Consider the following 22,704-nt stretch of genomic DNA (forward strand, 5'->3'; position numbering starts at 1 on the left):
CGAACCGATTGAGATCGCCATCCCCCATATGGGCGATGCGGGACGAAACAGGGCTGTCATATCATGGCGCCCACTTTGCCTGCCGTCCTGCGCCGGGCGTTCCACTCCCCGGTTGCTGCTCCGTCATTCATGATCAATGCACTGAAACAAGCCCTCGCCACCCATCCTGGCGCCAAGTCGGTCCAGGTATCCGCCAAACTGTTCGAAGCCATGATCGATGCCGACCTGATCGAGCACAACCGCTCGCTCGGCTACGAGGCATTCGTCAAGGGCACCGCGGTCCGCATCCTGCTGGCCGGTGACGAACTGAGCACCAGCCATCCCTTTCTGATCGAAGGCTAGCGGGCAGCAGCTTGGCCTCACACCGGCAGGCGTTCACGTAGCTCCCGGCGCAGTATCTTGCCCACATTGCTCTTGGGCAGGGCTTCCTCGAACACGATGTACTTGGGTTGCTTGTAGCCTGTCAGTTGCGTGCGGCAATGCTCTCGCAGCATGGCTTCGCTCAGCGCCGCATCCTTGCGAACCACATGCAGGCGAACCGCCTCGCCGGAATGCGCATCGGGCACGCCGACCACGGCGCACTCCAACACGCCGGGATGCGCACTAACCACAGCCTCTATCTCGTTCGGGAATACATTGAAGCCCGACACCAGGATCATGTCCTTCTTGCGGTCGACAATCTGCAAGCAGCCCTCCGGTGTCATTCGGCCGATATCACCCGAGCGAAAAAAACCATCGGCGAAGACGGCCAGTCGGCTCTCTTCCGGCTTTTTCCAGTAACCGTCGCAAACCTGCGGGCCACGCAGGCATACCTCGCCCAGCGCCCCAGCGGGCAGATCGTTGCCCTCATCGTCGCGAATGGCGATATCCGTCATCGGCAAAGCAGGGCCGGCGGTCAGCGTGTGCGTCTGGTTGAGCGGGTTGTTGAGGCTGACGATACAGACCTCGGACATGCCATAGCCCTCGGTCACCGCGCAACCCGTGGTGGCCAACCAGCGGGTCGCGACGGCATCCTGGACCGCCATGCCGCCACTGGGGCAAAGCTGCAGGTGGGAGAAATCCAGCTGATCGAAGCCCGGCTGGTTCAGCAGTGCGTTGAACAAGGTATTGATGCCGGGCAGTACATGAAAGCGGGTTTTGCCAAGCAGGCGTACCAGCGCAGCCACCTCGCGCGGGTTGGGTATCAGTACGCCCAGGTCCCCGTTGCGGAGATTGACGAGACAACTGACCAGCGCCGTGATGTGGTACAGCGGTAAGGCGGTGATGACGACAGGTTGTTCGCTAGCCGGAATACGCGCCCAGATCGGCGCAATCCGGGTGGCGACCTGCAAGGTATTGGCAACCAGGTTGCGATGCAGCAGCACCGCCCCCTTGGGCACGCCGGTCGTCCCGCCGCTGTACTGCAGCAGGGCGACGTCATCCGGGCCGATGCCGACTGGCTGGAAATGCAGCGCCCTCCCCTCGGCAAGCACCTGGGCAAACCATTTGGCCTGAGGCAGTGCATAGGGCGGGATGAGCTTCTTGACCTTGCGGGCGACGAAATTGACCACCGCGCCACGCAGGCCCAGCAGATCGCCCAGGCTGACCACCACGACCTGGCGAATGGCGGTTTCCGCCAGCACCTGCTCGACCGTCGTAGCGAACTTCTCCAGCACCACGATCATCTCGGCACCGCTATCGGTCAACTGATAGGCAAGTTCTCGCGGCGTGTAGAGTGGATTGATGCTGACCTGCACGCAACCGGCCCGCAGGATGCCGGCCAACACCACAGGGAATGCCAGCAGGTTGGGCAGCATCACGGCGATGCGTGTTCCACGCACCACCCCTTGCGCCTGCAACCAGGCAGCAAAGTCACGAGACAGGGCATCGACATCGGCATAGGTCAGCTCCGCCCCCATGCAACTGAATGCCGGTTCCAGCGCATGCTGCTGGAAGCTCTCAGCAAGCATGGCGGGTAAGGAGGGGTAACGATCCAGGTCCAACGGTGCTGCATCCGGCAATCCAGCTTGCATGAAGCCTCCCTGTTGAGGGCGCGTTATCGGTGCACCCTTCCTGCTGAGTTATCGACCAGCCGGGCCGCGCGCACAAGTCGGCGACCACCATCACTGCCCAGAATATATGCCTGACAGTCGTTTGGTGGCAGTGCCGGCTGGTCTATCATGCCAGTCTCAGGTCTTGCTACCGTCCCTCCTGCTCGCAGTTGTCGTACCGCTACCACGATGTACCCATGCCTCGTACCCTGATCATCCCGCTTATCGTGGCCTGTGCCCTGTTCATGGAGAACATGGACGCCACCGTGATTGCCACCTCGCTGCCCGTCATGGCGCGTGATCTGGGGCAAAGCCCCATTACCCTGAAGCTGGCGCTGACCGCCTATGTGGTCGGCCTCGGTGTTTTCATCCCCATCTGCGGCTGGATGGCGGACCGCTTTGGTTCACGCAGCGTATTTTGCAGCGCCATCGGCGTGTTCATCGCCGGCTCCCTACTCTGTGCGGCCGCAACCTCGCTCACCGCCTTCGTCGCGGCGCGCTTCCTGCAAGGCATAGGCGGCGCCATGATGGTACCGGTGGGGCGCATCATCATTTTCCGCGCCGTCCCGCGAGAGGAGTTGGTGAAGGCGGTCGGCTACCTCACCCTGCCCGCCCTGCTCGGCCCCATCATCGGCCCGCCGCTTGGCGGCTTTATCACCACCTACTTCCATTGGCGCTGGATCTTCCAGGTCAACATCCCGATCAGCTTGCTGGGCTTCTATCTCGCCCGCAAGTACATCGGCAACGAGCGCGAAGCCACCGCCAGCCCGCTGGATCTGCCGGGCTTCATCCTGTCCGCGACTGGCAGCTCGCTCGCCATGCTGGGCTTTGCCATGCTGGGCAGCCCGCTGGTCTCGCACTGGGTCGCCGCCGGCATGGGCCTGGGCGGCATTGCCTTGCTACTGGTCTACTTCAGCTACGCCCGCGGTAGCGAGAAGCCACTGCTGGACCTGCGCTTCCTGCGTATCCCCACCTTCCACGCCAGCGTGGTCGGCGGCGCCCTGTTCCGAATCGGGCTCGGCGCCACGCCCTTTATCCTGCCGCTGGCCTTGCAGGAGGGCCTGGGCATGAGCCCCTTCCATTCCGGGGCGATCACCTGCGCCTCCGCTTTCGGCGCCATCTTCATGAAGACCATCGCCCCGCGCGCGCTCAAGCGCTGGGGCTTCCGCCGGGTCCTGATCATCAACGCCCTGTTCGCCGGCCTCGCCCTGATGGCCTACGGCCTGTTCACCACCGGCATGTCCATCTGGCTGATGGTCGCAATCGTCGCACTGGGCGGCTTCTTCCCCTCCCTGCAGTTCACCGCACTCAACTCCATCGTCTACGCCGACATCAGCCACGAAGACGCCGGCCGCGCCACCAGCCTCGCCAGCGTGGTCCAGCAACTGTCATTGGGCATGGGCGTGATCGTCGCTGGCATGGCGCTGCAATTCTCCAGCCACGTCCAAGGCCACCCCCACCTGACCGCCTCGGACTTCTGGCCCGTCTTCATCCTCATCGGCCTCTTCTCCATCGCCTCCATCCCCCTCACCCGCAAACTGCCGCACGACGCAGGCAAGGCAATGGCGCAAGGCTGAAAAAGCAAACGGGCACGGCCCCCCCCCGCCGGGAATCGAACCCGCGGGCCTCTCACTAGCACCTGTGCGTGCAGCGCTGGGCGGGAAGTGTGGGAGATTTAGAAGCAAAAGTCCGCTCGAACATCGCTGAAAGCAAAACGCCCGGCGGAGCGAAGTCGTTGCCACCATCAGGTGGCTTACGACTTCGGTCTCCCCTTTGCGGGGAATGCCGGACACTCAGTTGCTGCAGCAGACCTTTACTGAAAGCCGAGCCTCATCCCCAACGAGCGTCAGCGAGGCTCCCTGCGGCGGCAAGGGCGGGGGGATAGGACGATATAAAAGCAAAAGTCCGCCAGAGCATCGCTGAAACACAAACGCCCGGCTGAGCGAAGTCGTTGCCACCGTCAGGTGGCTTACTACTTCGGCCTCCCCCTTGCGGGGAATGCCGGGCGCTCAATTACTGCATCAGACCTTCACCGAAGGCCGAGCCTCATCCCCAACGAGCGTCAGCGAGGCTCCCTCGCGGCGGCGAGGGCGGAGGGAGTAGGTGATATAAAAGCGAAAGTCCGTTCGAACATCGCTGAAAGCAAAACGCCCGGCTATGCCGGGCGCTCAGTTGCTGCATCAGACCTTCACCGAAGGCCGAATCTCATCCTCAAAACAGGTAGTTATAAGACACACCCAGGAACTGGATGTGCGTCTTGTAAGTACCATTGGTGGTTTCACCGTTACCGGTACACGTCGTAGCCAGCGGGTTGCACTGGTTGGTGTAGCTGATGTTGGCGTCCTTGAAGTCGACATAGCTATAGGCCACATCCACCGACGACTGGGCATTGATCTTGTAGTTGGCACCGATGGAGTACCACACGCGATCGCTATCCGGCAGCGCGGGATGGGTCAGCTCAGGGCCACGCACTGGCGACTGGTCGAAGGAGAGACCGCTACGCAGCAGCAGGCTGTCGCTGAAGCGATAGTTGGCGCCCAGCGAGACACGGTAGGTGTTCTTCCATTGCTGGCGGATCACTTCGTCGCCCTCGGTCGTGCCTGGGAACTGGATGTGCAGGTCCTGCAGGCGCGAGTTACGGGTCCAGGTGATGTCGGCCATGGCAGCCCACTGATCATTGATCTGATGGTAGGCGTTGGCAGACAGAGTTTCCGGCGTCTTGAGGTCCACCTGCGCGCCCGAGTTGACCTTGTGCGATGCGGCGGCCAGCACCTTGTTGACGACTTGGTCGGAGGTCACGCTGGAGAAGTCCCACACGGTATCGCCCTTGAGCTTGTGCGAGATCGCCGAGCGGTAGGCCAGGCCAAAACGGGTGTCCTTGTCCAGCTGGTACATATAGCCCAGGTTGAAGCCGTAGCCCCAATCCTTGCCGTTGTTCTCGCCATGACCGTCATGGACATTGGCCAGCGCAGCCGGATTACCTCCGAGGGCGACAATTTGCTTGATCAGCGCGGCGCTGGTCGGGGTGCCGTTCAGCGCCATGACCGAGCCGGGCACATCCACGGCCTGACCGAGCGAGGCCTTCATGAACTCGGCGGTGACACCGAAACCGAAGGAGTGATGCTCATCGAGCTTGAAGGCCATCGACGGATTGATATCGACCGACTCGAGCTTGATGTCGCTCAAGGCATAGCGGCCGGCCCAGTTATTGCCGTAGTTCAGCTTGGTGCCATAGGGCACGAACATGCCGACACCAAAGGTGAGCTGGTCGTTGATCGGGGTGCTGAAGTACATCGACGGCGCGGTCACGTCATGCGGGACGTAATCCTCTTTTGGTGCACCGCCACCGGTCTGGGTACCGGTGAAACGCTTGGAGCCGTTATCGGTGTAGCTCGACTCCGGCAGTACCAGGGTGGCGCCAGCGGAGAACTGGGTACCCTTGAGGCGCGACAGACCGGCCGGGTTATAAAACACGGCGGAGGCATCATCGGCCTGGGCACCGTTTGCATCGGCATTGCCTTGACCGGCGACGCTTTGCGAACCGAATCGATAACCTGCAGCTTGAGTTTGAACGGCCATCAGGCCCAGGGCGGCACTAACCAGTAGGGGGAGGTATTTGTACTTCACGCGGTGTCTCGCTTTATATGAATTGCGTAAATGCCTGAGATAAATAGACATTTATTCCAAACCCCTAGGATTTGGAATAAATACTCCATGCATTCAATGAAATAGAGTCTTTACCCCAGAAGCCGCGGATACTGAATAGAAAGTCAGCAGCAGTCAAGCAGTTGATAGGCAGATGACGCTGTATAACTTGTTAAATTGTGTGTCTTATTGGGGTTTTCCCCCGCACTTAATACCGGCGTAAAAATAACTAACCCGGTCAGTTAAAAATAACTGACCGGGTTAGTTATTTAATGACCCGATTATTAAAAGATTAAATAAGCCAAATGCATACAGCATCCCGCTACCGCCAGCCAAGGCGACGCCTGGCTTTGGGCCGAGGTCGTGGCCGCGGCTAACCCTGCACTTTGGGGCGCGGCTGGAACTGCAGGCAGTGCTGCCCGGACGAGGCAAAGACCTCCAAACTGGGCTGCCGCAGGCTCTTGAAACCCAGCGCCCGGCAACCGTAGGGGAAACGGGTGTCCCAGGTGACATAGTGGTGCACGCACTGCATGCAATTGGGCGCGCGCGACCGGGTGTGGCTGGAAGGTGGTTGACTCATGAGCGGCACAGACGGGATTTGCTGCACAGTGTAGCTTCTGGCCCCCTTGCCAGACAGTCTCTAACTGCTCGGCAGGTCCCGCACCAGTTGCCCTACCGTCTGCAAGGCTTGGTCCAGCTCGGCGGTATAAGGCGCACCGCAGCTGATCCGCACAAAGTGCTCGAAGCGCCCGGAATTGGAGAACTGCGCACCCGGCGCCAGGCGGATACCTTGCCGGAGCGCCGCATGGAACAAGGCGGATGAGGAGCGATTACCCGGCATTTCGACCCAGAGCGCCAGGCCGCCATTCGGCAAGCTCAGCCGGGTGCCGGCAGGAAAATGCCGCGCGACGGCGGTCGCGACCAGCCGGCGTTGCTCCCGCAACTGGCCCCTTAGCCTGCGTAGATGGCGGCCATAGGCTGGTGAGGCAAGGAAATCCGCCACCGCGACCTGTGGTAAAGCGGGGCTCGGACGCGACTGGGCGTACTTGAGCATCTCCACCCTCGCCTGCCACCGCCCCGGCGAAAGCCAGCCCAGACGCAGGCCGGGCGAGAGGGTCTTGTGCAGCGAAGCGCAGTGGATCACGTTACCAGTGCGGTCCCACGCTTTCAGTGCGGTCAGCGGCGCCTCGGCATCACTCAGGGCGGCGTAGGTGTCGTCCTCGATCAAGGCAATCTGCTGTGCCTCGCACCAGGCCACCAGCCGCTCCTTGTTGGCGTCCGGCATCACGCTGCCCAGCGGGTTTTGCAGATTGGGTACCACTACCACGGCCTTGATATTCGGGTAGGCCTGTGCCGCCAGATCCAGAGCATCGAGCGAGATGCCGGTATGCGGGCTGGTCGGAATCTCCAGCGCCTGTAGCCCCAGGCTTTCCAGTATCTGCAATAGCCCGAAGAAGGTCGGCGATTCGACTGCCACCACGTCGCCCGGCTGGGTCGTGGCGCGCAAGGCAAGATTGAGTGCCTCGATGCAGCCATGGGTGACGATGATGGCATCGGCCGACAAGGTCATGCCCGATGCCAGCGCGTTGCGGGCCAGCACGCTGCGAAAATGCAGATCGCCGTTGTGCGGTGCCGGCTCCCCCAACAGTAGTGGTCGCTCGCGCAAGGTGCGGTTGATCGCCACCCGTAGCGCCTCGTTCGGATACAGTTCCGGTGCCGCCCAGGCACCACACAGGTTGACGCTGATCTTGGCCTGCTGGCCCAATTCCAGAAAGCTCGAGACCTTCTGGTTGACCCCGACATAGCGGGCCGGGTCCGGCAAGGTACTGGCCGGCTCATTCGCCAGGGCCAGGGCCGGCGCACGCTTGGGCAGGACAAAATAACCGGAGCGCGGTCGCGCTTCCAGCACGCCCTGACTTTCCAGATAGCGGCACAGCTGCAAGGCGGTGGAAAGGCTGACGGCATGGCGCGCCATCAGGACCCGCACCGAAGGCATGCGTGCACCGGGCGTGAGCGTACCGGCCTCGATCGCATGCAGATAATGGCTGGCCAGTTTGCGGTAGAGGGTCTGGGTTTCCATGGCGCGATATTGCGCGCGGAAAAGGAACCGCAACAGATACAGATAGAGCGCAACTGTTCCGTAACAACCGGAAAATACCTTCACTGTTCTGTTCCTGCTTGGGCGTCGCTGTGACTACCCGCAGGTGCACATGAATCCTAAGCTCTGTGCTACCTGCCATGGCCCACGACGGGCTTGAGGAGCACAGCATGAACACCGACACAGCCTTTACCTCCCGGCATGCCGTAGCCGCTGGTCAAAGCCTGCATATCTGGGGACGCAGCGGCAGCAGCCTGCATATCGACGGAGGCCGCGCCTATGTCACCGAACCACCGGAATGGCTGGCAGAACGATGTATCGAGGAACCGCAGCGCCTGCTCAATGGCGGCACGCACAGGCTGAGCCGCAGTGGCTGGGTCGTGGTCTACGCGGTCTTCCCGGTCCGCTTGACCATCGTCACCCCTCCCTCGCCCCTTTTCCGCACCCTGCGGGGCTTGCACGTCATCTGGATGCAATTGCGACAAGGTGTCCGCCGAACCACACGAGCACGCACAAGCGGGTAAGACCAGGCGAGACGTTCAGTTGCAAACAAGAGACGATTTGCAGCCAATCAACTCGCTCCACTCCTTAGTATGGCTTCCGTGCACCGAAGCACCGAACCCACTACCGGAGTCCTCATCATGCCCCGCATCCCTGCCCTCACCAACGAACAAGCACCCGCCGCCGCCCAGCCACTCCTTGCCGCCGTCAAAGCCAAGATGGGCAAGGTGCCAAACGCCATGCGCACACTGGCCAATGCCCCAGCCGTTCTCAACGGCTACCTGCAGCTCTCCGCAGCCCTGTCGGCCGGCAGCCTGAGCGCCGCGGAACGTGAAAGCATCGCGCTCGCCACCGGCCAGAGCAACGAATGTTCATATTGCCTATCTGCCCACACGTTGGCTGGCAAGGCTGCCGGGCTCAGTGCCGCGCAGATCCAGGCGGCGAGGGAGGGTGAGGACAATCCGGTAGCGCTACTGGCCAAGCAGATCGTCGGCAGTCATGGACGGATCAGCGATAGCGAACTGGCCCAGGCACGTAGCAATGGCCTGAGTGACGCGCAGATCGTGGAAGTGATCGGTGCCGTCGCGCTCAATACGCTGACCAACTACCTGAACCACGTGGCCGAGACCGAAATCGACTTTCCGGTCATCACGGTCTGATCACCAAGCAGAGGGAACAGCCGCCCGCAGCGAATCAGCGCTGCGGGGGGAAAGCCCCCAATGTGATTAATCACAAACACTTTTTTGCTCGCCCCCAGTCAGAGATGACCGAGATGCCGAGCAGCCTGCTATTCATTGCAGCAAGCCGCTCTTCCGTACCAGTTGCTACATCGTCAACCCGTTTTCTACAGGCCGTCCGGCAATATCCCCGGCTTGCTAAACGGCAAGGTTGTCTTAAAGTGGACATGCACCGGCAGCCTTGATGTAATATATAGTACGCTTGTGCAACTAACGAACACTTCCCCGATGATTCCCGACCTTCAACTCGCCATCGCGCAATACCACCCCCAACCACCCAGCGTGATCCGTGCCAGCAAGGCGCTGTTCGAGGCGCTGTTGATGGCCGACCTGATCGATTTCCGCTATGGCATGCACCTGCTGCACCATCCCATGACCGCCATCGAACTGGCGGATGACCTGGAAGGTGCACTGTTCAGCCTGCTGCCCTAGTTCCAGCGATCGCCGGCCCTGCCCCTTCCCGTTGATGGAGGCACTGCCTGATGACATCCAGAATAGCCGCCTGCAGCTGCGGGCAATTGCGCATTGAAGTCCAGGGCGAGCCACGTTGCGTCGGTATCTGCAACTGCCTGGCCTGCCAGCAAAGAACGGGCAGTGTTTTCGCCACCCTCGCCAGCTTCTCCCCGCCGTATCAGGTAAGTGGCACGGTAACCGAATATGTCCGCACCGGCGACCAGGGTTCCCGCTTCAGATTCCGGTTCTGTCCCATCTGTGGCACCACGGTGTTTCATACGGAAGAGGGCCATGAAGCCGACTCCGTGGCTGTCGCGGTCGGCGCCTTCGCCGACCCTGCGTTCCCCCCACCCCAAGTTTCGGTCTACGACTGCCGCCGGCATCCCTGGGTCCAGTTACCGCCTGGCAACATCGCGTTTGATAAAGATCCGTCCTGATCAAACACGGATACGTCCTTACGCATCCAGGCACTCATAACAAAACACGGCGCCCTCAGGCGCCGTGTCGCTTTCTTCCACTACCGCTGATCGCTTAGCCATGGTGAGCACCATCAGCTTGAGCCAGTTGGGCGGCAACCTGGGCGGTCCCGGCCTTGGGCTGGACTTCGCCGATCAGGGCAACGGCGAAAAAAGCGGCCAGACCAACAACCAGGGTGGCTTCGAACAGTTCATTGATGCGGGTCATGATTATTTCCTCTCTGATTTCAGTTAGTTGCGACATTCTTTGTCGCTTGCAGTGAGGTCATCATGCAATACCCGCTCATACAAGGAGAGCGACTTGAGACGGCTTGCAGGCAGGAAGGCATGAAATGCAGCGAGCGGTGACGAAATGCAAGGGCATGTGCTACGGCGACTTATGCTTTTCGCATGCGTGACTTCCCAGCAGGGAACGGTTAGGCCAATATAAGCATCTAACGACACTGCAACGTCGTCAGCGACTGCCTTAGCCTTCAGGTACACCCGTGGACCCTATTCTCGCCCAGCTTTCCTCCGCCGTTCCGGCTGCCCATTCCCTGGAACAACTGACCCGCCCCTTACTGGAAATGCTGGGTCGGATCACCGGCCTGGAATCGACCTACCTCACCGTCATCGACCTTGAGCATGACGTCCAGCATGTGCGCTATGCCCGCAACACAGGCAGCATGACCATTCCAGAGGGCTTGTCGGTGCCGTGGGGCGACACACTGTGCAAGCGCGCACTCGATGAAGGCAGGATGTTCACCGACGATGTAGCTTCCTGCTGGGGAGACTCGGATGCCGCCCGGCTGTTGGGCATCCAGACTTACGTCAGCACACCGGTACGGGGTGGCGAAGGCAATCTGCTCGGCACCCTGTGCGCGGCAAGCTCCGAACAACATGGTCTTGCGCCCGGCGCGGAGGCAATACTCCGTCTCTTTTCCAGTCTGGTCGGCACCTTTATCGAGCGCGAAAAACTGGTCGAGCAATTGCAGGCCAGCAATGCACAGTTATTAACTTACGCGATGACCGATGCGCTGACCGGCCTGCCCAACCGTCGCGCCCTGTTTGGCGAGCTGCAGCGCATGCTGGCCCAGGCCAGACGCGAACACGCCAGCGTGCTGGTGGCGGTCATCGACCTGGATGGATTCAAACGCATCAATGACACGCTCGGCCATCAGATCGGTGATCGTTTCCTGCAGGAAATGTCGCGTCGGCTGTCCAGTACTTTGCGGTCATCCGACATGCTGGGCCGAATGGGTGGCGACGAATTCATCCTGATCGCTCCGGGTCCCAGCAATGACGAGGCACTGGGTGCGGCCCAGATATTACAGGAGCGTATTGCAGCCGCGACCGTGGGACGATTCTCGCTTGGCGAGCAGGTACTCGACTATACCGGGGCCAGCGTGGGTGCCGTTGCGGTCGACCCGGAAGGTAGCAATGCCGATGAAGCGGTCCGCCTGGCGGATGCGCAGATGTACGAGGTCAAGCGGGCACGCAAACAGCGGCACTGAGTCCCCGCTCTGTCGGCCTACCGAAGGCTGGCAACACGTACGCACCAAATCAAACACGGCGCCCTCGGGCGCCGTGTCGCATTCTGTTGTACTGCTGCCGGATTTAGCCATGGCGGGCACCATCGACCTGGGCCAGTTGAGCGGCTACCTGGGTAGTCTCGGCCTTGGGCTGGACCTCGCCAATCAGGGCAACAGCGAAGAAGGCGGCCAGACCGACAACCAGGGTGGCTTCGAACAGTTCATTGATGCGGGTCATGATATTTCCTCTCTGATTTCAGTTGGTTGCGACATCCGTTGTCGCTTGCAGTGAGGTCATCATGCAATACCCGCCCCGGCAATGAGAGTGGCTTGAGACTGATTGCAGGAAACGCGGTGCGAAATGCAGGGGAGGCCGACGAAACTCTGGCCAGGGGCCTCGGCCCATCTACCCCCGCAGGCAAAAAACAGGCCCCGATACCACACCGGGGCCTGTATGCAGGTCAGATGCCCTGCTTGGTTGGCATGATCACCACTTGCTGCAGGTTGACATGCTTGGGCTGGCTGGCCAGAAAGCCCACCACCTCGGCGACATCACCGGGCTGCAGGAAGTCGATGTTCTTTGCCGCTTCGGCTATCCAGTCCTTGGCGCCCTGGAGCGTCCAATGGCTTTGCAGTTCCGTCGCCACGATACCCGGCTCGATCATCGACACCCGGATGTTCTTGGGGCCCAGCTCGACACGCATGTGGCGGGTCAGATGGCTGACATAGGCCTTGGTCGCGCTGTAGGCGGCAAAGTAGGGATAGATGTTCTGCGCAGCGATGGAGGAGGTATTGATCAGATCCACGACCCCGCCTGCCGCTGCCGACTGGTTCAGTTGCGGCACGAAGGCATCGATGACGCGCATGGCGCCTGTCACATTCACATCGATCTGCGGCTCCCAGCCCTTGAGCTTGTCCTCGTCAACGGCGGCGGGCAGCATCAGGCCGGCATTATTGAAGAGCAGGTTGGCGGGGCCGTAGGCCGCCAGCACGGCGGCTGCCGCGGCGTCGATCGAAGCCTGGTCGGTCACGTCGGCAGCCAGGGCGAGCGCGGCACCCCCGGCGCTTTCGATCTCGGCAACCAGTTGATCCAGCGCGCCCTTGCGGCGGGCCAGCACAGCAACCTTTGCACCTTGGGCGGCGAGCAACTTGGCGGTGGCATGGCCGATACCGCTGGACGCGCCGGTAATGACCGCAACACGGCCGGAGAGTTGGTTAGAAAGTGGCTTGTTCATGATGCGTTTCCTTGTCTTGGGTTGGCCAGAAGTGGCGACAAGCAAACTATATGGATCCGTCATCAACGGAAAAAGCCATAATCAACCGTATCAGTAGCAACGAAAAGTTGCCAATCCATCAAGGGGATTTGGTTCGCAGCTCGGCCTCCGTCAGCGAGAAAAGCGGGCTGTTGCGCAGGCGCTCGACGGAGAAATCGATAAATCGGCGAACACGACCCGGCATGTCCGCGCGCTGTGGATAGTAGACATACAGCCCCATCCGGCTGCTGATGCTATCGACCAGCAGCGGCACAAGGCGGCCATCCCGTATGGCAGCCGCCGCGTTGATGCTGTCGATCTGTCCGATACCCATACCGGCCAGCACCAGGTGCATCTCCGCCTCGGGGTCGTTGCTGCAGAGTACGGCGGGGATGGACTGGTAGACCGTACTGCCATCGATCTGGAACTCCCAGGGCATGGGACGCCCCGTACCCGGCTGGCGGTAGCCCGTGCAACGATGAGCCTGCAGTTCCTGCATATTCCGCGGCACACCGTGGCGCTGCAGGTAGGCGGGAGCGGCGCAGACGATCTGCTGTATAGGGAAGAGATGCCGGCTCACGACTTGCGCATCCGGTACATTGCCGGCACGAAACCCGACATCCAGACGCTCGCCGACCATATCGCTGAAACGGTCTTCCAGCAGCAGATCGAGCTGGATCTGGGGATAGTTTTCCTGGAACTCGGCCAGCATGGGCACCAGCACCTTGCGCCCCACTGCACCACCGGCGGTGACACGTACCAGCCCCATTTCATCCTGCACCGCACTGCGTGCCCGCGTGACTGCGGTCACCAGCCCTTCCAGACTGGGCCTGACTGCCTCCAGAAAGCTCAGCCCCTCGTCGGTCAGCGAACTCTTGCGCGTGGTGCGATGGAACAGCCGCAAGCCCAGATGCTGCTCCAACTGGCGTATGGTCTTGCTGACGGCCTGCGGCGTGGTGTTCTGAACCTCTGCCACCTTGTTGAAACTGCCCAGTTCGGTAGCCTTCACAAAGATCGAAATGGCACGCAGTTCATCCATTCATTGGTCCACCTGGCAAGGTACAAGGGGCGGCCCACGATCAGGCCTCGTTTTCACTCCACTCGGGACTGTAACCGCCCAAGGCCGGATGGTACATCTCGTCGCCGGCATGCTGGGTGAACTCAACGTTCAGGCGATCCTCGTTCAGGCCTAGTATCTGCACACAAAGACCACACAAGGCCTTGGCGACTTCCATGCGCAATTCCGGACTGCGGCCACGACGGATATCGCACATCAGGACAGAGACCGCCTGGGGTTCGCCATCGATCACACGCCAGACGCTGCCCTCCCCCAGCTCGCGGATAGCGATGCTGATGCGGCGGATATCCACGCTCATCATCGCAGCGTAGGTCTCCGCCATCTGCCCAGCCAGGCGCTGCTTCACACCAATCGGGTAATGGCCGTTCACATCCAGTTGCAGATAGGGCATGGCGACTCCTGGGGATTGAGCCTGCTGCAGGTTGGCCGGTCTCTGGCTATCTGGACGATCACCCGCCAGACCATTCTAGATCGCATATCACGTCCCAAGGCACTGTGGGCAACCACAGCGATACCTCGCCGTGGCGCCCCGGCGCGGAGATCAGAAGAACAGGAAGAAACCGTTGGCGAAGAACGCCACCCCCGCCAGGCCGACCGGGATGGAGAGATGCCAGATACGCTGGACCTTCATCAGGCCGGCGATGGAGTTGAGCAGGATGGCGACCTGCAGGAAGATCACCGCCATGCCGAATGGCTTGCCATGCTTCTGGGCATCGTCACGCTGCTCCTCCAGCTTGCGGGCCTCGGCTTCGATCGTCTTGCGCTCGCTCTCGTAACGGGCCACCTTGGCCTGGTAGTCGGCCACCTTTTTGGCGTAGGCCGCCTTGATCTCTGGATCGTTCGGCAGGCTCAGGCTTTGCAGCTGCAACTGGCTGAGCTCCACTTCGTACAGGTTCTGCTTGGTGCTCTTGGCCTGGTAGTAGGCCCACTGGTCGGATGCCTGCGACTGGGTAATGACGCTGCGGGTGGAATAACCACCGCCCTTGAAGGTCGACAATGTCGCGCAGACTGCCAGGATGACGGTCATCAGGGCCAGGTGGTTGAGCCAGGGTTCTTTCTTGTCGTCGGCCATCGTTGTGGTCTCGTTTGTTATCAGTGATTGGGAAGGATGAAGGTCAGCCGAGGTAGCGCATGGCCGCCCAGGTGCAGACGCCAACGGCCAGCATCACCAGCAGCAGGATGAACAGCAACCGGCCAAATCGGGGATAGTCGTCATCGTCGGCGGACTGGTAGCGGGGCGGCGGGTTGCCGTTCTTTGTTGGGTCGTTCTGCATGGGGCGGGATTGTGGCGGGCTCAGCTTAAAGCAGGCTGAGCAACACCGTACCAAGTCGGGGACGGGATGATCTTTGCGGCGGTCCCACCGGTCAAGCGGGGATTGCCGCATGCCAATATGGCCAACCATTCGTCGAGAGACGGGTCATAAAGCGGCCCCTTGTCCCTCATCTGGAGGATGACGGTCCGCGTCATGGTCTGCGAGACTCGGTCTACCGATGATTGCTACCCGAGGCACGGCATGGCAGATTTCTACGACAACCTCGCCCCCTACTACCATCTGATCTATCAGGACTGGCCCGCCAGCGTGCGCCGCCAGGGCGAACAATTGTCAGCGGTCATCGAATCCACCTGGCCAGGCAGTGCCTGCGTACTGGATGTCTCCTGCGGCATCGGCACGCAGGCGATCGCACTGGCGGAAAAAGGCTATTCGGTCATCGGCTCAGACTTGTCCGGCAAGGCGGTCGAGCGGGCCTGCCTGGAATCCGTCAACTGGGGTGTCGATATCCCCTTCTCCGTCTGCAATGTGCGTGAGGCGCACGCCCATCACGGCTCCGGTTTTGATGTGGTCATCAGTGCCGACAATTCCCTGCCGCATCTGCTGAACGACCGCGACCTGCTGCACGCCCTGCGCAATATGCATGACTGCCTGGCCGACGGCGGTGGCTGCCTGATCACGGTACGGGACTATGCGCAGGAGGAGCGCGGCCGCAACCTGCACAAGCCCTACGGCGTACGCATGGAAGGCAACAAGCGCTACCTGCTGTCGCAGGTCTGGGACTTTGAAGGCGAGCATTACACGCTGACGTTCTTCGTGGTCGAGGAGGACATGGCGACCCGCGAAGTCCGGACCCACGCCATGCGCTCGCGCTACTACGCGGTATCAACCCAGCGTTTGTGTGAGCTGATGCAGGAGGCGGGTTTTCTGGAAGTAAGGCGGCTGGACGACGCCTTCTACCAACCCGTGCTGGTGGGGACCAAGGCGATGTGAGATATAGGGTCACGACCATTAATATGTCTCACTTAGCCATGCCTGTTATTCATCTGTATGACCTGACTCAATGCGCTCTGATCGTGCCCGCACCAACTGGGATCATTTACCAGCAGCAAGCAGGTGGGACTGGATGCCTGCAACCCCAACAGGAGGGGTATCTCATTCCCATCAGTAACGACAACGCCTTATCAGCTCCGTCAACATCGCTTGAAGCAAGACTGATGAGTCTCTTTGCTGAGGGAGGTGGCCATAGAACCCTAAGCAAGGACCTGTTGGAAGAAATGCAGGGCGTATTGGACGACAGCGGTTTTACCAAGGGAATACGTGTGAACAGTGACAGGGCGGATGAATCGCTTGAGGCTTGGGTCCATGTCCTGATACCGGTAGACTTTCAAGAATGCACAACCTCCCCTTCCCTCACCCCGGCGATATTGACCTGGAGCAATCGCGACTGATACATCCCTCCATGTAGGAGTCGAGGCGTGCTATCGCCTCCAGCTTCAAGCGATGGCGGTCTACTTGATGGGGATAAAGTGGAGTACTTCCACCGTGTGTCGGGTTAAACCTCTAATGCACCGGTTTCCAGCCGTGAAAACTCCCAACTGAGCACCACCCGAAACCAGACTTCCTATACTTGAAGCAACCACAATCGGTGGTCGGCTCCCAGGCCTTGGAGGCCAATATGGGCAGGCGTCAGGTATGGGTTTTGGGTGCAGCCGCGCTGGCACTTCTAGGCGGAGCCAGCCCAGGGCCAGACAACGTGCCAGAACAGGCACAAGCACGCTTGCTGGCGCCCGGCCCCGTCGTCGGTGTTCCCGCAGATGGCGAACCCTGGTCCGATATGCCGCCTTATGACGGCCCGCATCCGTCCACCCTCAGCCGGCCCGACGACACCGCGCACTTTCCCATTGCCATTGGCGAAATCGGCCCCGCCGAGCCGCTGTTCGCCGGACCAAGGCAGTATCCCTTCATCTGCGGTACGGAGAAATCCCAGCTAGGGCCGCCCGAGGTCGATAATCAGGAGGGCATCGGCACGGCCGTCTATGCCCTCCAGGATGGCGAGAGGGTATTGCGTGGCTACAGCAAGGATTGCCTGGCCAGGACCCGCGTGAGCTATTTCTACAAGCCGGTGGATGAGGACGAGTTCGTTCCCTGGTATCGCGATGCCGACGATGTAGATAGTATCGTCATCAAAGGGCGCACCCTGCCCTTCATTGTGCGGGTCGAGATGGGGACCATTAACCGCTTCATCTACATCCTGGCTGCGCTACGCGGCGAGCAGGAGACTATCGCCGAACCGACCCCTGACCGGTGGAACCGGCGGTTGATCTACCAGTTCCAGGGCGGTGTGGGCATCGGCCACAAGCAGGGTGAAGTCAGCCCGGGCCGCTTGCTGAAGGAAAGAGCCAAGGAGCTGGCGCTGGGTTATGCGGTGGCCTACTCCACCGGCAATGCCACGACCAACCATTACAACATCTGGCTCGCCGAGGACACCGCCTTGCGGGTAAAGCGGCAATTCGTTGCGCGCTATGGCGTGCCGCTTTACACCGTGGGGGTTGGTGGTTCGGGGGGTGGGCTGCAGCAGTACCTGCTGGGGCAGAACCATCCAGGCCTGCTCGACGCCGGCATCGCCCAGTACGCTTACCCGGACATGGTGACCCAGACCATACCGATCTTCGATTGCGAGCTGCTTGAGTACTACTTTGACGTGACCGCACAACAGGACACGCTGTGGCGAGACGCGGAGAACCGGGCCCTTATCGAGGGGCATAGTGCCAACAACCAGGCGAGCGACCGCTACCGCATGGTACGGCGACTGGCCAACGCCGCCCGTATCGAATGGCCTCAGCTGGCGAACGGCCAGACAGAATGTACGGCCAGTTGGCGAGGCCTCACGCCGCAGGTGCTCAACCCGCGCTTTGTGTCTTTCGCCGCCAAGCTCTCCCCTGCCGTCACGGAGCGGGTCCACTGGAGTCATTACGACGACGTAAACGTGGTCTACGGCACCGATGCGCAAGGTTTCGCCCGGGTCCCGTGGGACAATGTCGGGGTGCAGTATGGCTTGCAGGCGCTCAGGCAAGGGCGGATCAGCATCGCGCAGTTTCTCGATCTGAACGCACGTGTCGGCAGCTGGGCCAAGCCGGCCGCGATGCGCCAGGAGCAGTTCTGGCATCTGTCCGGCAATGGCGATAGCGCCTTGCGGGATTTCTCGCCCTGGAGCGCGCAGAACATCGTGCAGGGGTCCGATACCGTACCGGCACCGCGCTATGCGGGCGACACGGCGGCCATGGCAGCCGCCTATCAAGCCGGCATGGTATTCACCGGCAAACTGACGATGCCAGTCATCGACCTGCGCCATTACCTGGACAGGGAGCTGGACATGCACCACGCCTCGGCCTCCTTCTCCAGCAGGGCGAGAATAGCGGCAGCGGGTGGCGATACCCGCAATCAGGTGATCTGGATGGGGCACAAGCCGGATGACCCGACGCCGCTTGCCTTCGCAGCCATGGATCGCTGGCTGGCCGCCATGCGCGCCCATCCCGAGCGCAGCGTGGGCGATAACCGCCCCGCCCAGGCGGAAGACCGCTGCTTCGATGCAGACGGACAACTGATCGCAACCGGTGACACCGTCTGGGATGGCGACTGGAACGGTCATCCGCAGGGACGCTGCATGCAGCGCTATCCCATCCATAGCGATAGTCGCCGGGTTGCCGGCGGCCCCATCACCGGCGACGTGTTCAAATGCCAATTGCAGCCGGTAGCGACCGCCATGACGCAAGGACTGTACTACCCCGTCGACATGCGGCCCCATCTGCAGCGCCTGCGCACGATATTTCCAGACGGCGTCTGCGATTACCGCCTGCCGGATGCCACTAGGCCAGCCGGGTTTTGAGTCCCGCGCCTACGGCTCGCTGCGCAGGATCAATCGGGTCCGATCCTGACAGAACGGGACGAACAGCCAGGTGTCCTCAAGCTCACGCAGTGCAGCGGCATAGCGCGCGCCATGCAAGGCATCGCGGCGATCGTTGATACGGTCTATGGTCTGCTGGAACGCCTGATAGGGCTGGTTGGCCACGGCGCCGGGTGCCTGTTTCTCGAAGGCGCCGAGATAGCCGTCTGGCAGATCGTCATGTTCAGCCCAGCCACGCGGAACCACATCGAACTCACCCGTCGCGACCCGCGCGTAGACATCGGCAGCGCCGGTGGTCGGGATGATCTCCAGTGCGAGGTCTTCCTGTTGCAGCGCCTGGATCAGATGGTCCAGCAACAGGGTCAAGGCACCCCGCGCCGGGGTATGGAGCAACCGCAGCGGATGCGCGGCGAACTGCTCGCGCCAGCGGGCGGCAAAACGGGCAGGCAGCACGCTCATGTCGTTGCGGCGGTAGTAGCTGGCGGGTAGCAGGCCATCAGGTAGAAAGCACGGCGTGTAGTAGGTACGCGCGCAGGTCCAGGAGGCAAAGCGGCGCGGGAACAACGATTGCGCCAAGGTCTGCACCATCAGGCCAAACTCGCGTCGCAACGCCGGATCGGCAAACAGGGGGCTGGCGCCGTTGAGCACCAGCATGCCGGTCCAACGCTCCTTCAAGGCCTTGGCCCGCGTACCGGCCGGCGCAGGAAAATGGCGATTCCTATCAGCGATCATCGCCTGTACCTCACCCGTCAGGAAAGCCTGTTCGAGTTCGTCCTGACTATCGTAGTGGGTAAAGCGAAAGCGGGAATACAGGGCAGGATCGAGGTGTCCCTCCCATAGTGGCGCCAGGTCTGACACCTCCCTGCCAGGGCCGGAAGAGCCCACGACGATACCAAAGTCGAGCATGCATACCTCATCAGAACATTGGAGAACAACAGCGAGACCCGACTGTGCCCAACAGGGTTGCAAGCAAGCGATAGTTCGACACAGGGCAGGAAATGATAGAGGGGGATGCGATGCTGTTTTCTGCATCATGGGCACAACCGGCGCCGCCTTTCTGCGAGATCACGACGAAAACGCAGATAAACTACCGCCATGAATGCAATAGATCCTTACGACCGGGCCATCCTGCGCGAGCTGCAGCGCGATTGCCGTCAGAGTACCGAGCAGATTGCCACCGTGGTCGCCTTGTCGGCCACTGCCGTACAACGCCGCATCAAGCGGCTGCGCGAGACCGGCATCATCCAGGCGGAACAGGCCATCGTGGCGCCGGCGGCGCTGGGCCGCAAACTCAGCCTGGTCATCCAGGTCACACTGACACGAGGCCGCGCCGATATCGTGGCGGATTTCAAACAGCAGATGCGGGCCATGCCCGAGGTACAGCAGTGCTACTACGTGACCGGCGAGCATGATTTCGTGGTGATCGTCACTGCCGAGGACATGGCCGATTACGAGCGACTGACGCACCGGCTGTTCTTCGAGAACCCCAACATCCAGAAATTCCACACTACCGTGGTGATGGAGTCCGTGAAGGTAGGCCTGCAGGTGCCGATCCCCATGTAAGCGCTACCTGAGTATCAGCGCGCCTTCCGGTAGACATCCCCTTGCGGATTAATCAAGGCCTTCTTGTCCGCCGAGGCCTTCAACAGCAGCGGCTTCTCCTTGCCGCGCACGATACAGGTCAGCAATACCGCCTGCGCCGATGGCGCATAGGTACAAATGGCATACACCGCCTTGCTGTCCCGCAGCTTGACCGTTCCGTCAGCAGCGAAATCCATGAAGTCATCCGTAGCGCCGGGATTCTTCTTGTCCTCCGCCAACTGCCAGGTTCCCTGCACCCAGGCATTGGCATCTGCCGCCTGTACGAAACCCGCGGCCAACGAGGCCAGAAAGGTAAACATCAGGATAGGTAGCTTCATCGTATCGTCTCCAGTTTGGACCGCATCTTCAATGTGCTTTCCAGCATCAACTTCAAGTTCAGATTAACCCCGACGCAATATTGATGGTCAACGCCACCAGCGTGGTATTGAAGAAAAATGCCAATACGCAATGGACCAGGTTGGTCCGGCGCAAGGATGTGCTGGTGATGCTGACATCGGCCGTCTGGGCGGAGGTGCCGATGATGAAGGAGAAATACAGGAAGTCGCTATAACCCGGCTGCTGGGTGCCAGGAAAATCAAGCCCGCCGGGTTTGCCCCCGACGATATTGACGTAGTAGTCATGGGCGTAGTGCAGCGCGAACATGACCTGGGTAAAGAACCAGGTCGACAGGATGGTAAGGATGGCGAGGCCCATGTGGATATAGCGATCCACGCCCGACAGATCGTGCGCGGCCCCGAGCTCCGCGACGATGGCGCCGAGCGATACGACGGCGGCCAGCACTACCAGGGTAAGCACCATGGCACTGCCCTCATCTTCCACCTGCGCACGCTTGCGCATGCTGTCATGGCTGGAGGAGAACATCATGTGCGTAGCCAGCAGCAGGTACAACCAGGCACCCGCATTCCAGCTGATGATGAGCTGGGTGATGCCATGCGAGGCAAACAGGTGCGGTAACAGGATGCCCAGCACGACGCTGAAGCCCAGCGAGGTGAACAGCCGAGGCCGGCCGATGGCAACCCGTACCAGGTAGGGATGGCGGCGGGAAGGTTGGGCCGGGCTGGATGGCATGCGGGGTCTTTGCAGTAAGGGCCGATGGCCTATCTTAGGTGATGCGCCACCGCACAGGGAAGCTAACCCATTGCCAGCGCACTACACGGCTTTGTCCAGGGACACCTCAGCCTCCGCGCCGGTCGCCAGCAGCCAGTCGCAAAAAGCCACGACCGCGCCATCCTCGGCGCGATTCTCCGGGACGTAGGTGTAATAGCGCCAGGGTGTCAGCGCAGCCTGCCGGAAGGGATGCACCAGACGGCCGTCAGCGACATCCTGCGCGACCAGGGCCGCCGGCCCCATCGCCACCCCCAGACCATCGAGCGCGGCCTGCAAGGTCAGGTAGAAGTGCTCCAGCGTCAGCGACTGTCGTGGTTGCAGATCCGGCACGCCGGCCGCGGTCAGCCATTCCGACCACATGGTGGGATAGGTCGCGGCATGCAACAGGGTGTGTTGCTCAAGGTCTCCGGGTTTACGCAGTGGGTGCTTGTCGAGCAAGGCCGGTGAGCAGACTGGCAGGCGCTGCTCACACAGGAATTCCTGCGCCACGTAGCCGGCAATCTGCTGCGGGCCACCCCGTATCACGACATCGTGCGGCGTGACCAGATCGGCCACGGCATCGTTGGAGGCATTGAGGCGGACCTCGATACTCGGGTGCCGTAACTGGAACGCCGACAGCCGTGGCAGCAACCAGCGCAGGGTGAAGGTAGCTGGAGCATTGACCCGCAGCACGCGCTGCTGCCCACGCTCAAGCTGCTGAGCCGTCGCCAGGGCGATACGATCCAGCGCAGCAGTGATCTCCCCCACGTAGTTACGACCAGCCTCGGTCAGCACGACCTTGCGATTATGGCGCTCGAACAATGCCTGCCCCAACCAACCTTCCAACTGCTGCACATGACGACTGATCGCACCGTGCGTCACCGCCAGTTCATCTGCCGCATAGCTGAAGCTGCCATGGCGGGCAGCCGCCTCGAAGGCGCGCAGGGAGTTCAACGGGGGAAGTCGTCGGCGCACAGACCCAGCCTTTCGATAACAATTTCGTGTGAGTTTTCCTGATATTCAATACCAGTTTAAATGGTTTGTCAGCCCCGAAGC

The 22,704-nt window shown here is 61.2% G+C and carries 26 protein-coding genes; 11 read left to right on the plus strand and 15 right to left on the minus strand.

Annotated elements, in window-relative coordinates; all coding sequences use genetic code 11:
- Window positions 1-63 precede the first annotated feature (63 nt).
- The gene (locus ACYVHK_RS09500) at window positions 64-342 is read left to right on the plus strand and encodes a hypothetical protein (RefSeq protein ID WP_460530436.1); all 279 of its coding nucleotides are present in this window, start codon (window positions 64-66) and stop codon (window positions 340-342) included.
- Window positions 343-359: 17 nt separating this feature from the next.
- Here the strand turns inward: ACYVHK_RS09500 and ACYVHK_RS09505 are convergent, their stop codons facing one another.
- Window positions 360-2,012: an acyl-CoA synthetase family protein gene (locus ACYVHK_RS09505; RefSeq protein WP_460530439.1), complete on the minus strand. Its 1,653-nt coding sequence runs from the start codon at window positions 2,010-2,012 to the stop codon at window positions 360-362.
- A gap of 215 nt (window positions 2,013-2,227) precedes the next feature.
- Between ACYVHK_RS09505 and ACYVHK_RS09510 the strand changes: the two genes are divergently transcribed.
- Window positions 2,228-3,607 (plus strand): MFS transporter, encoded by a 1,380-nt coding sequence (locus ACYVHK_RS09510; protein ID WP_460530442.1) that lies wholly within the window; start codon window positions 2,228-2,230, stop codon window positions 3,605-3,607.
- Between the two features lie 634 nt (window positions 3,608-4,241).
- Here ACYVHK_RS09510 and ACYVHK_RS09515 read toward each other — a convergent pair.
- From ACYVHK_RS09515 to ACYVHK_RS09525, 3 genes are all read right to left on the minus strand, one after another.
- Entirely contained in the window at window positions 4,242-5,657 is a 1,416-nt protein-coding gene (locus ACYVHK_RS09515) for an OmpP1/FadL family transporter (protein ID WP_460530445.1), read from the minus strand.
- 391 nt (window positions 5,658-6,048) lie between these two features.
- Window positions 6,049-6,255, minus strand: a complete 207-nt coding sequence (locus tag ACYVHK_RS09520; RefSeq protein WP_460530448.1) for a hypothetical protein — start codon at window positions 6,253-6,255, stop codon at window positions 6,049-6,051.
- 60 nt (window positions 6,256-6,315) lie between these two features.
- Window positions 6,316-7,755 carry an aminotransferase-like domain-containing protein gene (locus tag ACYVHK_RS09525; protein ID WP_460530452.1) on the minus strand — a complete coding sequence of 480 codons (1,440 nt, stop codon included), beginning with the start codon at window positions 7,753-7,755 and terminating at the stop codon, window positions 6,316-6,318.
- 188 nt (window positions 7,756-7,943) lie between these two features.
- Here ACYVHK_RS09525 and ACYVHK_RS09530 point away from each other — a divergent pair, with 188 nt between their 5' ends.
- The 4 genes from ACYVHK_RS09530 (at window position 7,944) to ACYVHK_RS09545 (ending at window position 9,901) form a co-directional block, all read left to right on the plus strand.
- Complete coding sequence (locus ACYVHK_RS09530; protein ID WP_460530455.1) at window positions 7,944-8,297, plus strand: hypothetical protein; 354 nt, start codon at window positions 7,944-7,946, stop codon at window positions 8,295-8,297.
- 117 nt (window positions 8,298-8,414) lie between these two features.
- Window positions 8,415-8,933, plus strand: coding sequence for a carboxymuconolactone decarboxylase family protein (locus tag ACYVHK_RS09535; protein WP_460530458.1), 519 nt, complete (start codon window positions 8,415-8,417; stop codon window positions 8,931-8,933).
- A 306-nt stretch (window positions 8,934-9,239) separates the two neighbouring features.
- Window positions 9,240-9,443: a hypothetical protein gene (locus ACYVHK_RS09540; protein WP_460530461.1), complete on the plus strand. Its 204-nt coding sequence runs from the start codon at window positions 9,240-9,242 to the stop codon at window positions 9,441-9,443.
- A gap of 50 nt (window positions 9,444-9,493) precedes the next feature.
- Complete coding sequence (locus ACYVHK_RS09545; protein WP_460530464.1) at window positions 9,494-9,901, plus strand: GFA family protein; 408 nt, start codon at window positions 9,494-9,496, stop codon at window positions 9,899-9,901.
- A gap of 94 nt (window positions 9,902-9,995) precedes the next feature.
- Here ACYVHK_RS09545 and ACYVHK_RS09550 read toward each other — a convergent pair whose 3' ends face one another.
- A complete protein-coding gene (locus tag ACYVHK_RS09550; RefSeq protein ID WP_460530467.1) occupies window positions 9,996-10,148 on the minus strand; it encodes a hypothetical protein in 153 nt (50 codons plus the stop codon).
- Window positions 10,149-10,425: 277 nt separating this feature from the next.
- On the opposite strand from ACYVHK_RS09550, the gene ACYVHK_RS09555 reads away from it, so the two are divergent.
- On the plus strand, window positions 10,426-11,433 hold the full coding sequence (locus ACYVHK_RS09555; RefSeq protein WP_460530470.1) for a sensor domain-containing diguanylate cyclase: 1,008 nt from the start codon (window positions 10,426-10,428) through the stop codon (window positions 11,431-11,433).
- Window positions 11,434-11,536: 103 nt separating this feature from the next.
- Here ACYVHK_RS09555 and ACYVHK_RS09560 read toward each other — a convergent pair whose 3' ends face one another.
- From ACYVHK_RS09560 to ACYVHK_RS09585, 6 genes are all read right to left on the minus strand, one after another.
- The gene (locus ACYVHK_RS09560) at window positions 11,537-11,689 is read right to left on the minus strand and encodes a hypothetical protein (RefSeq protein ID WP_460530473.1); all 153 of its coding nucleotides are present in this window, start codon (window positions 11,687-11,689) and stop codon (window positions 11,537-11,539) included.
- A gap of 223 nt (window positions 11,690-11,912) precedes the next feature.
- Window positions 11,913-12,686 (minus strand): SDR family oxidoreductase, encoded by a 774-nt coding sequence (locus ACYVHK_RS09565; protein ID WP_460530476.1) that lies wholly within the window; start codon window positions 12,684-12,686, stop codon window positions 11,913-11,915.
- A 118-nt stretch (window positions 12,687-12,804) separates the two neighbouring features.
- Complete coding sequence (locus ACYVHK_RS09570; RefSeq protein ID WP_460530480.1) at window positions 12,805-13,743, minus strand: LysR family transcriptional regulator; 939 nt, start codon at window positions 13,741-13,743, stop codon at window positions 12,805-12,807.
- Window positions 13,744-13,783: 40 nt separating this feature from the next.
- Window positions 13,784-14,173, minus strand: coding sequence for a hypothetical protein (locus ACYVHK_RS09575; protein ID WP_460530483.1), 390 nt, complete (start codon window positions 14,171-14,173; stop codon window positions 13,784-13,786).
- A 150-nt stretch (window positions 14,174-14,323) separates the two neighbouring features.
- Complete coding sequence (locus tag ACYVHK_RS09580; protein ID WP_460530486.1) at window positions 14,324-14,854, minus strand: DUF4337 domain-containing protein; 531 nt, start codon at window positions 14,852-14,854, stop codon at window positions 14,324-14,326.
- A gap of 43 nt (window positions 14,855-14,897) precedes the next feature.
- On the minus strand, window positions 14,898-15,056 hold the full coding sequence (locus ACYVHK_RS09585) for a hypothetical protein (RefSeq protein ID WP_460530489.1): 159 nt from the start codon (window positions 15,054-15,056) through the stop codon (window positions 14,898-14,900).
- A 240-nt stretch (window positions 15,057-15,296) separates the two neighbouring features.
- Between ACYVHK_RS09585 and ACYVHK_RS09590 the strand changes: the two genes are divergently transcribed.
- From ACYVHK_RS09590 to ACYVHK_RS09600, 3 genes are all read left to right on the plus strand, one after another.
- On the plus strand, window positions 15,297-16,046 hold the full coding sequence (locus tag ACYVHK_RS09590; protein WP_460530492.1) for a class I SAM-dependent methyltransferase: 750 nt from the start codon (window positions 15,297-15,299) through the stop codon (window positions 16,044-16,046).
- Window positions 16,047-16,069: 23 nt separating this feature from the next.
- Window positions 16,070-16,504 (plus strand): DUF6210 family protein, encoded by a 435-nt coding sequence (locus ACYVHK_RS09595; RefSeq protein WP_460530495.1) that lies wholly within the window; start codon window positions 16,070-16,072, stop codon window positions 16,502-16,504.
- 305 nt (window positions 16,505-16,809) lie between these two features.
- Complete coding sequence (locus ACYVHK_RS09600) at window positions 16,810-18,942, plus strand: DUF6351 family protein (protein ID WP_460530498.1); 2,133 nt, start codon at window positions 16,810-16,812, stop codon at window positions 18,940-18,942.
- Window positions 18,943-18,951: 9 nt separating this feature from the next.
- Here ACYVHK_RS09600 and ACYVHK_RS09605 read toward each other — a convergent pair whose 3' ends face one another.
- Window positions 18,952-19,866 (minus strand): periplasmic substrate-binding domain-containing protein, encoded by a 915-nt coding sequence (locus ACYVHK_RS09605; RefSeq protein WP_460530501.1) that lies wholly within the window; start codon window positions 19,864-19,866, stop codon window positions 18,952-18,954.
- Window positions 19,867-20,055: 189 nt separating this feature from the next.
- On the opposite strand from ACYVHK_RS09605, the gene ACYVHK_RS09610 reads away from it, so the two are divergent.
- Complete coding sequence (locus ACYVHK_RS09610; RefSeq protein ID WP_460530504.1) at window positions 20,056-20,523, plus strand: Lrp/AsnC family transcriptional regulator; 468 nt, start codon at window positions 20,056-20,058, stop codon at window positions 20,521-20,523.
- Window positions 20,524-20,537: 14 nt separating this feature from the next.
- On the opposite strand, the gene ACYVHK_RS09615 is transcribed toward ACYVHK_RS09610, so the two are convergent.
- The 3 genes from ACYVHK_RS09615 to gcvA all read right to left on the minus strand — a co-directional run bounded on the left by ACYVHK_RS09615 (window position 20,538) and on the right by gcvA (window position 22,623).
- Window positions 20,538-20,879 (minus strand): hypothetical protein, encoded by a 342-nt coding sequence (locus ACYVHK_RS09615; RefSeq protein WP_460530507.1) that lies wholly within the window; start codon window positions 20,877-20,879, stop codon window positions 20,538-20,540.
- A 58-nt stretch (window positions 20,880-20,937) separates the two neighbouring features.
- Window positions 20,938-21,630: a DUF1345 domain-containing protein gene (locus ACYVHK_RS09620; protein WP_460530510.1), complete on the minus strand. Its 693-nt coding sequence runs from the start codon at window positions 21,628-21,630 to the stop codon at window positions 20,938-20,940.
- Between the two features lie 81 nt (window positions 21,631-21,711).
- Window positions 21,712-22,623 (minus strand): transcriptional regulator GcvA, encoded by a 912-nt coding sequence (gene gcvA, locus ACYVHK_RS09625; RefSeq protein WP_460530513.1) that lies wholly within the window; start codon window positions 22,621-22,623, stop codon window positions 21,712-21,714.
- Window positions 22,624-22,704 lie beyond the last annotated feature (81 nt).

The sequence above is a fragment of the Chitinimonas naiadis genome (assembly GCF_054780835.1).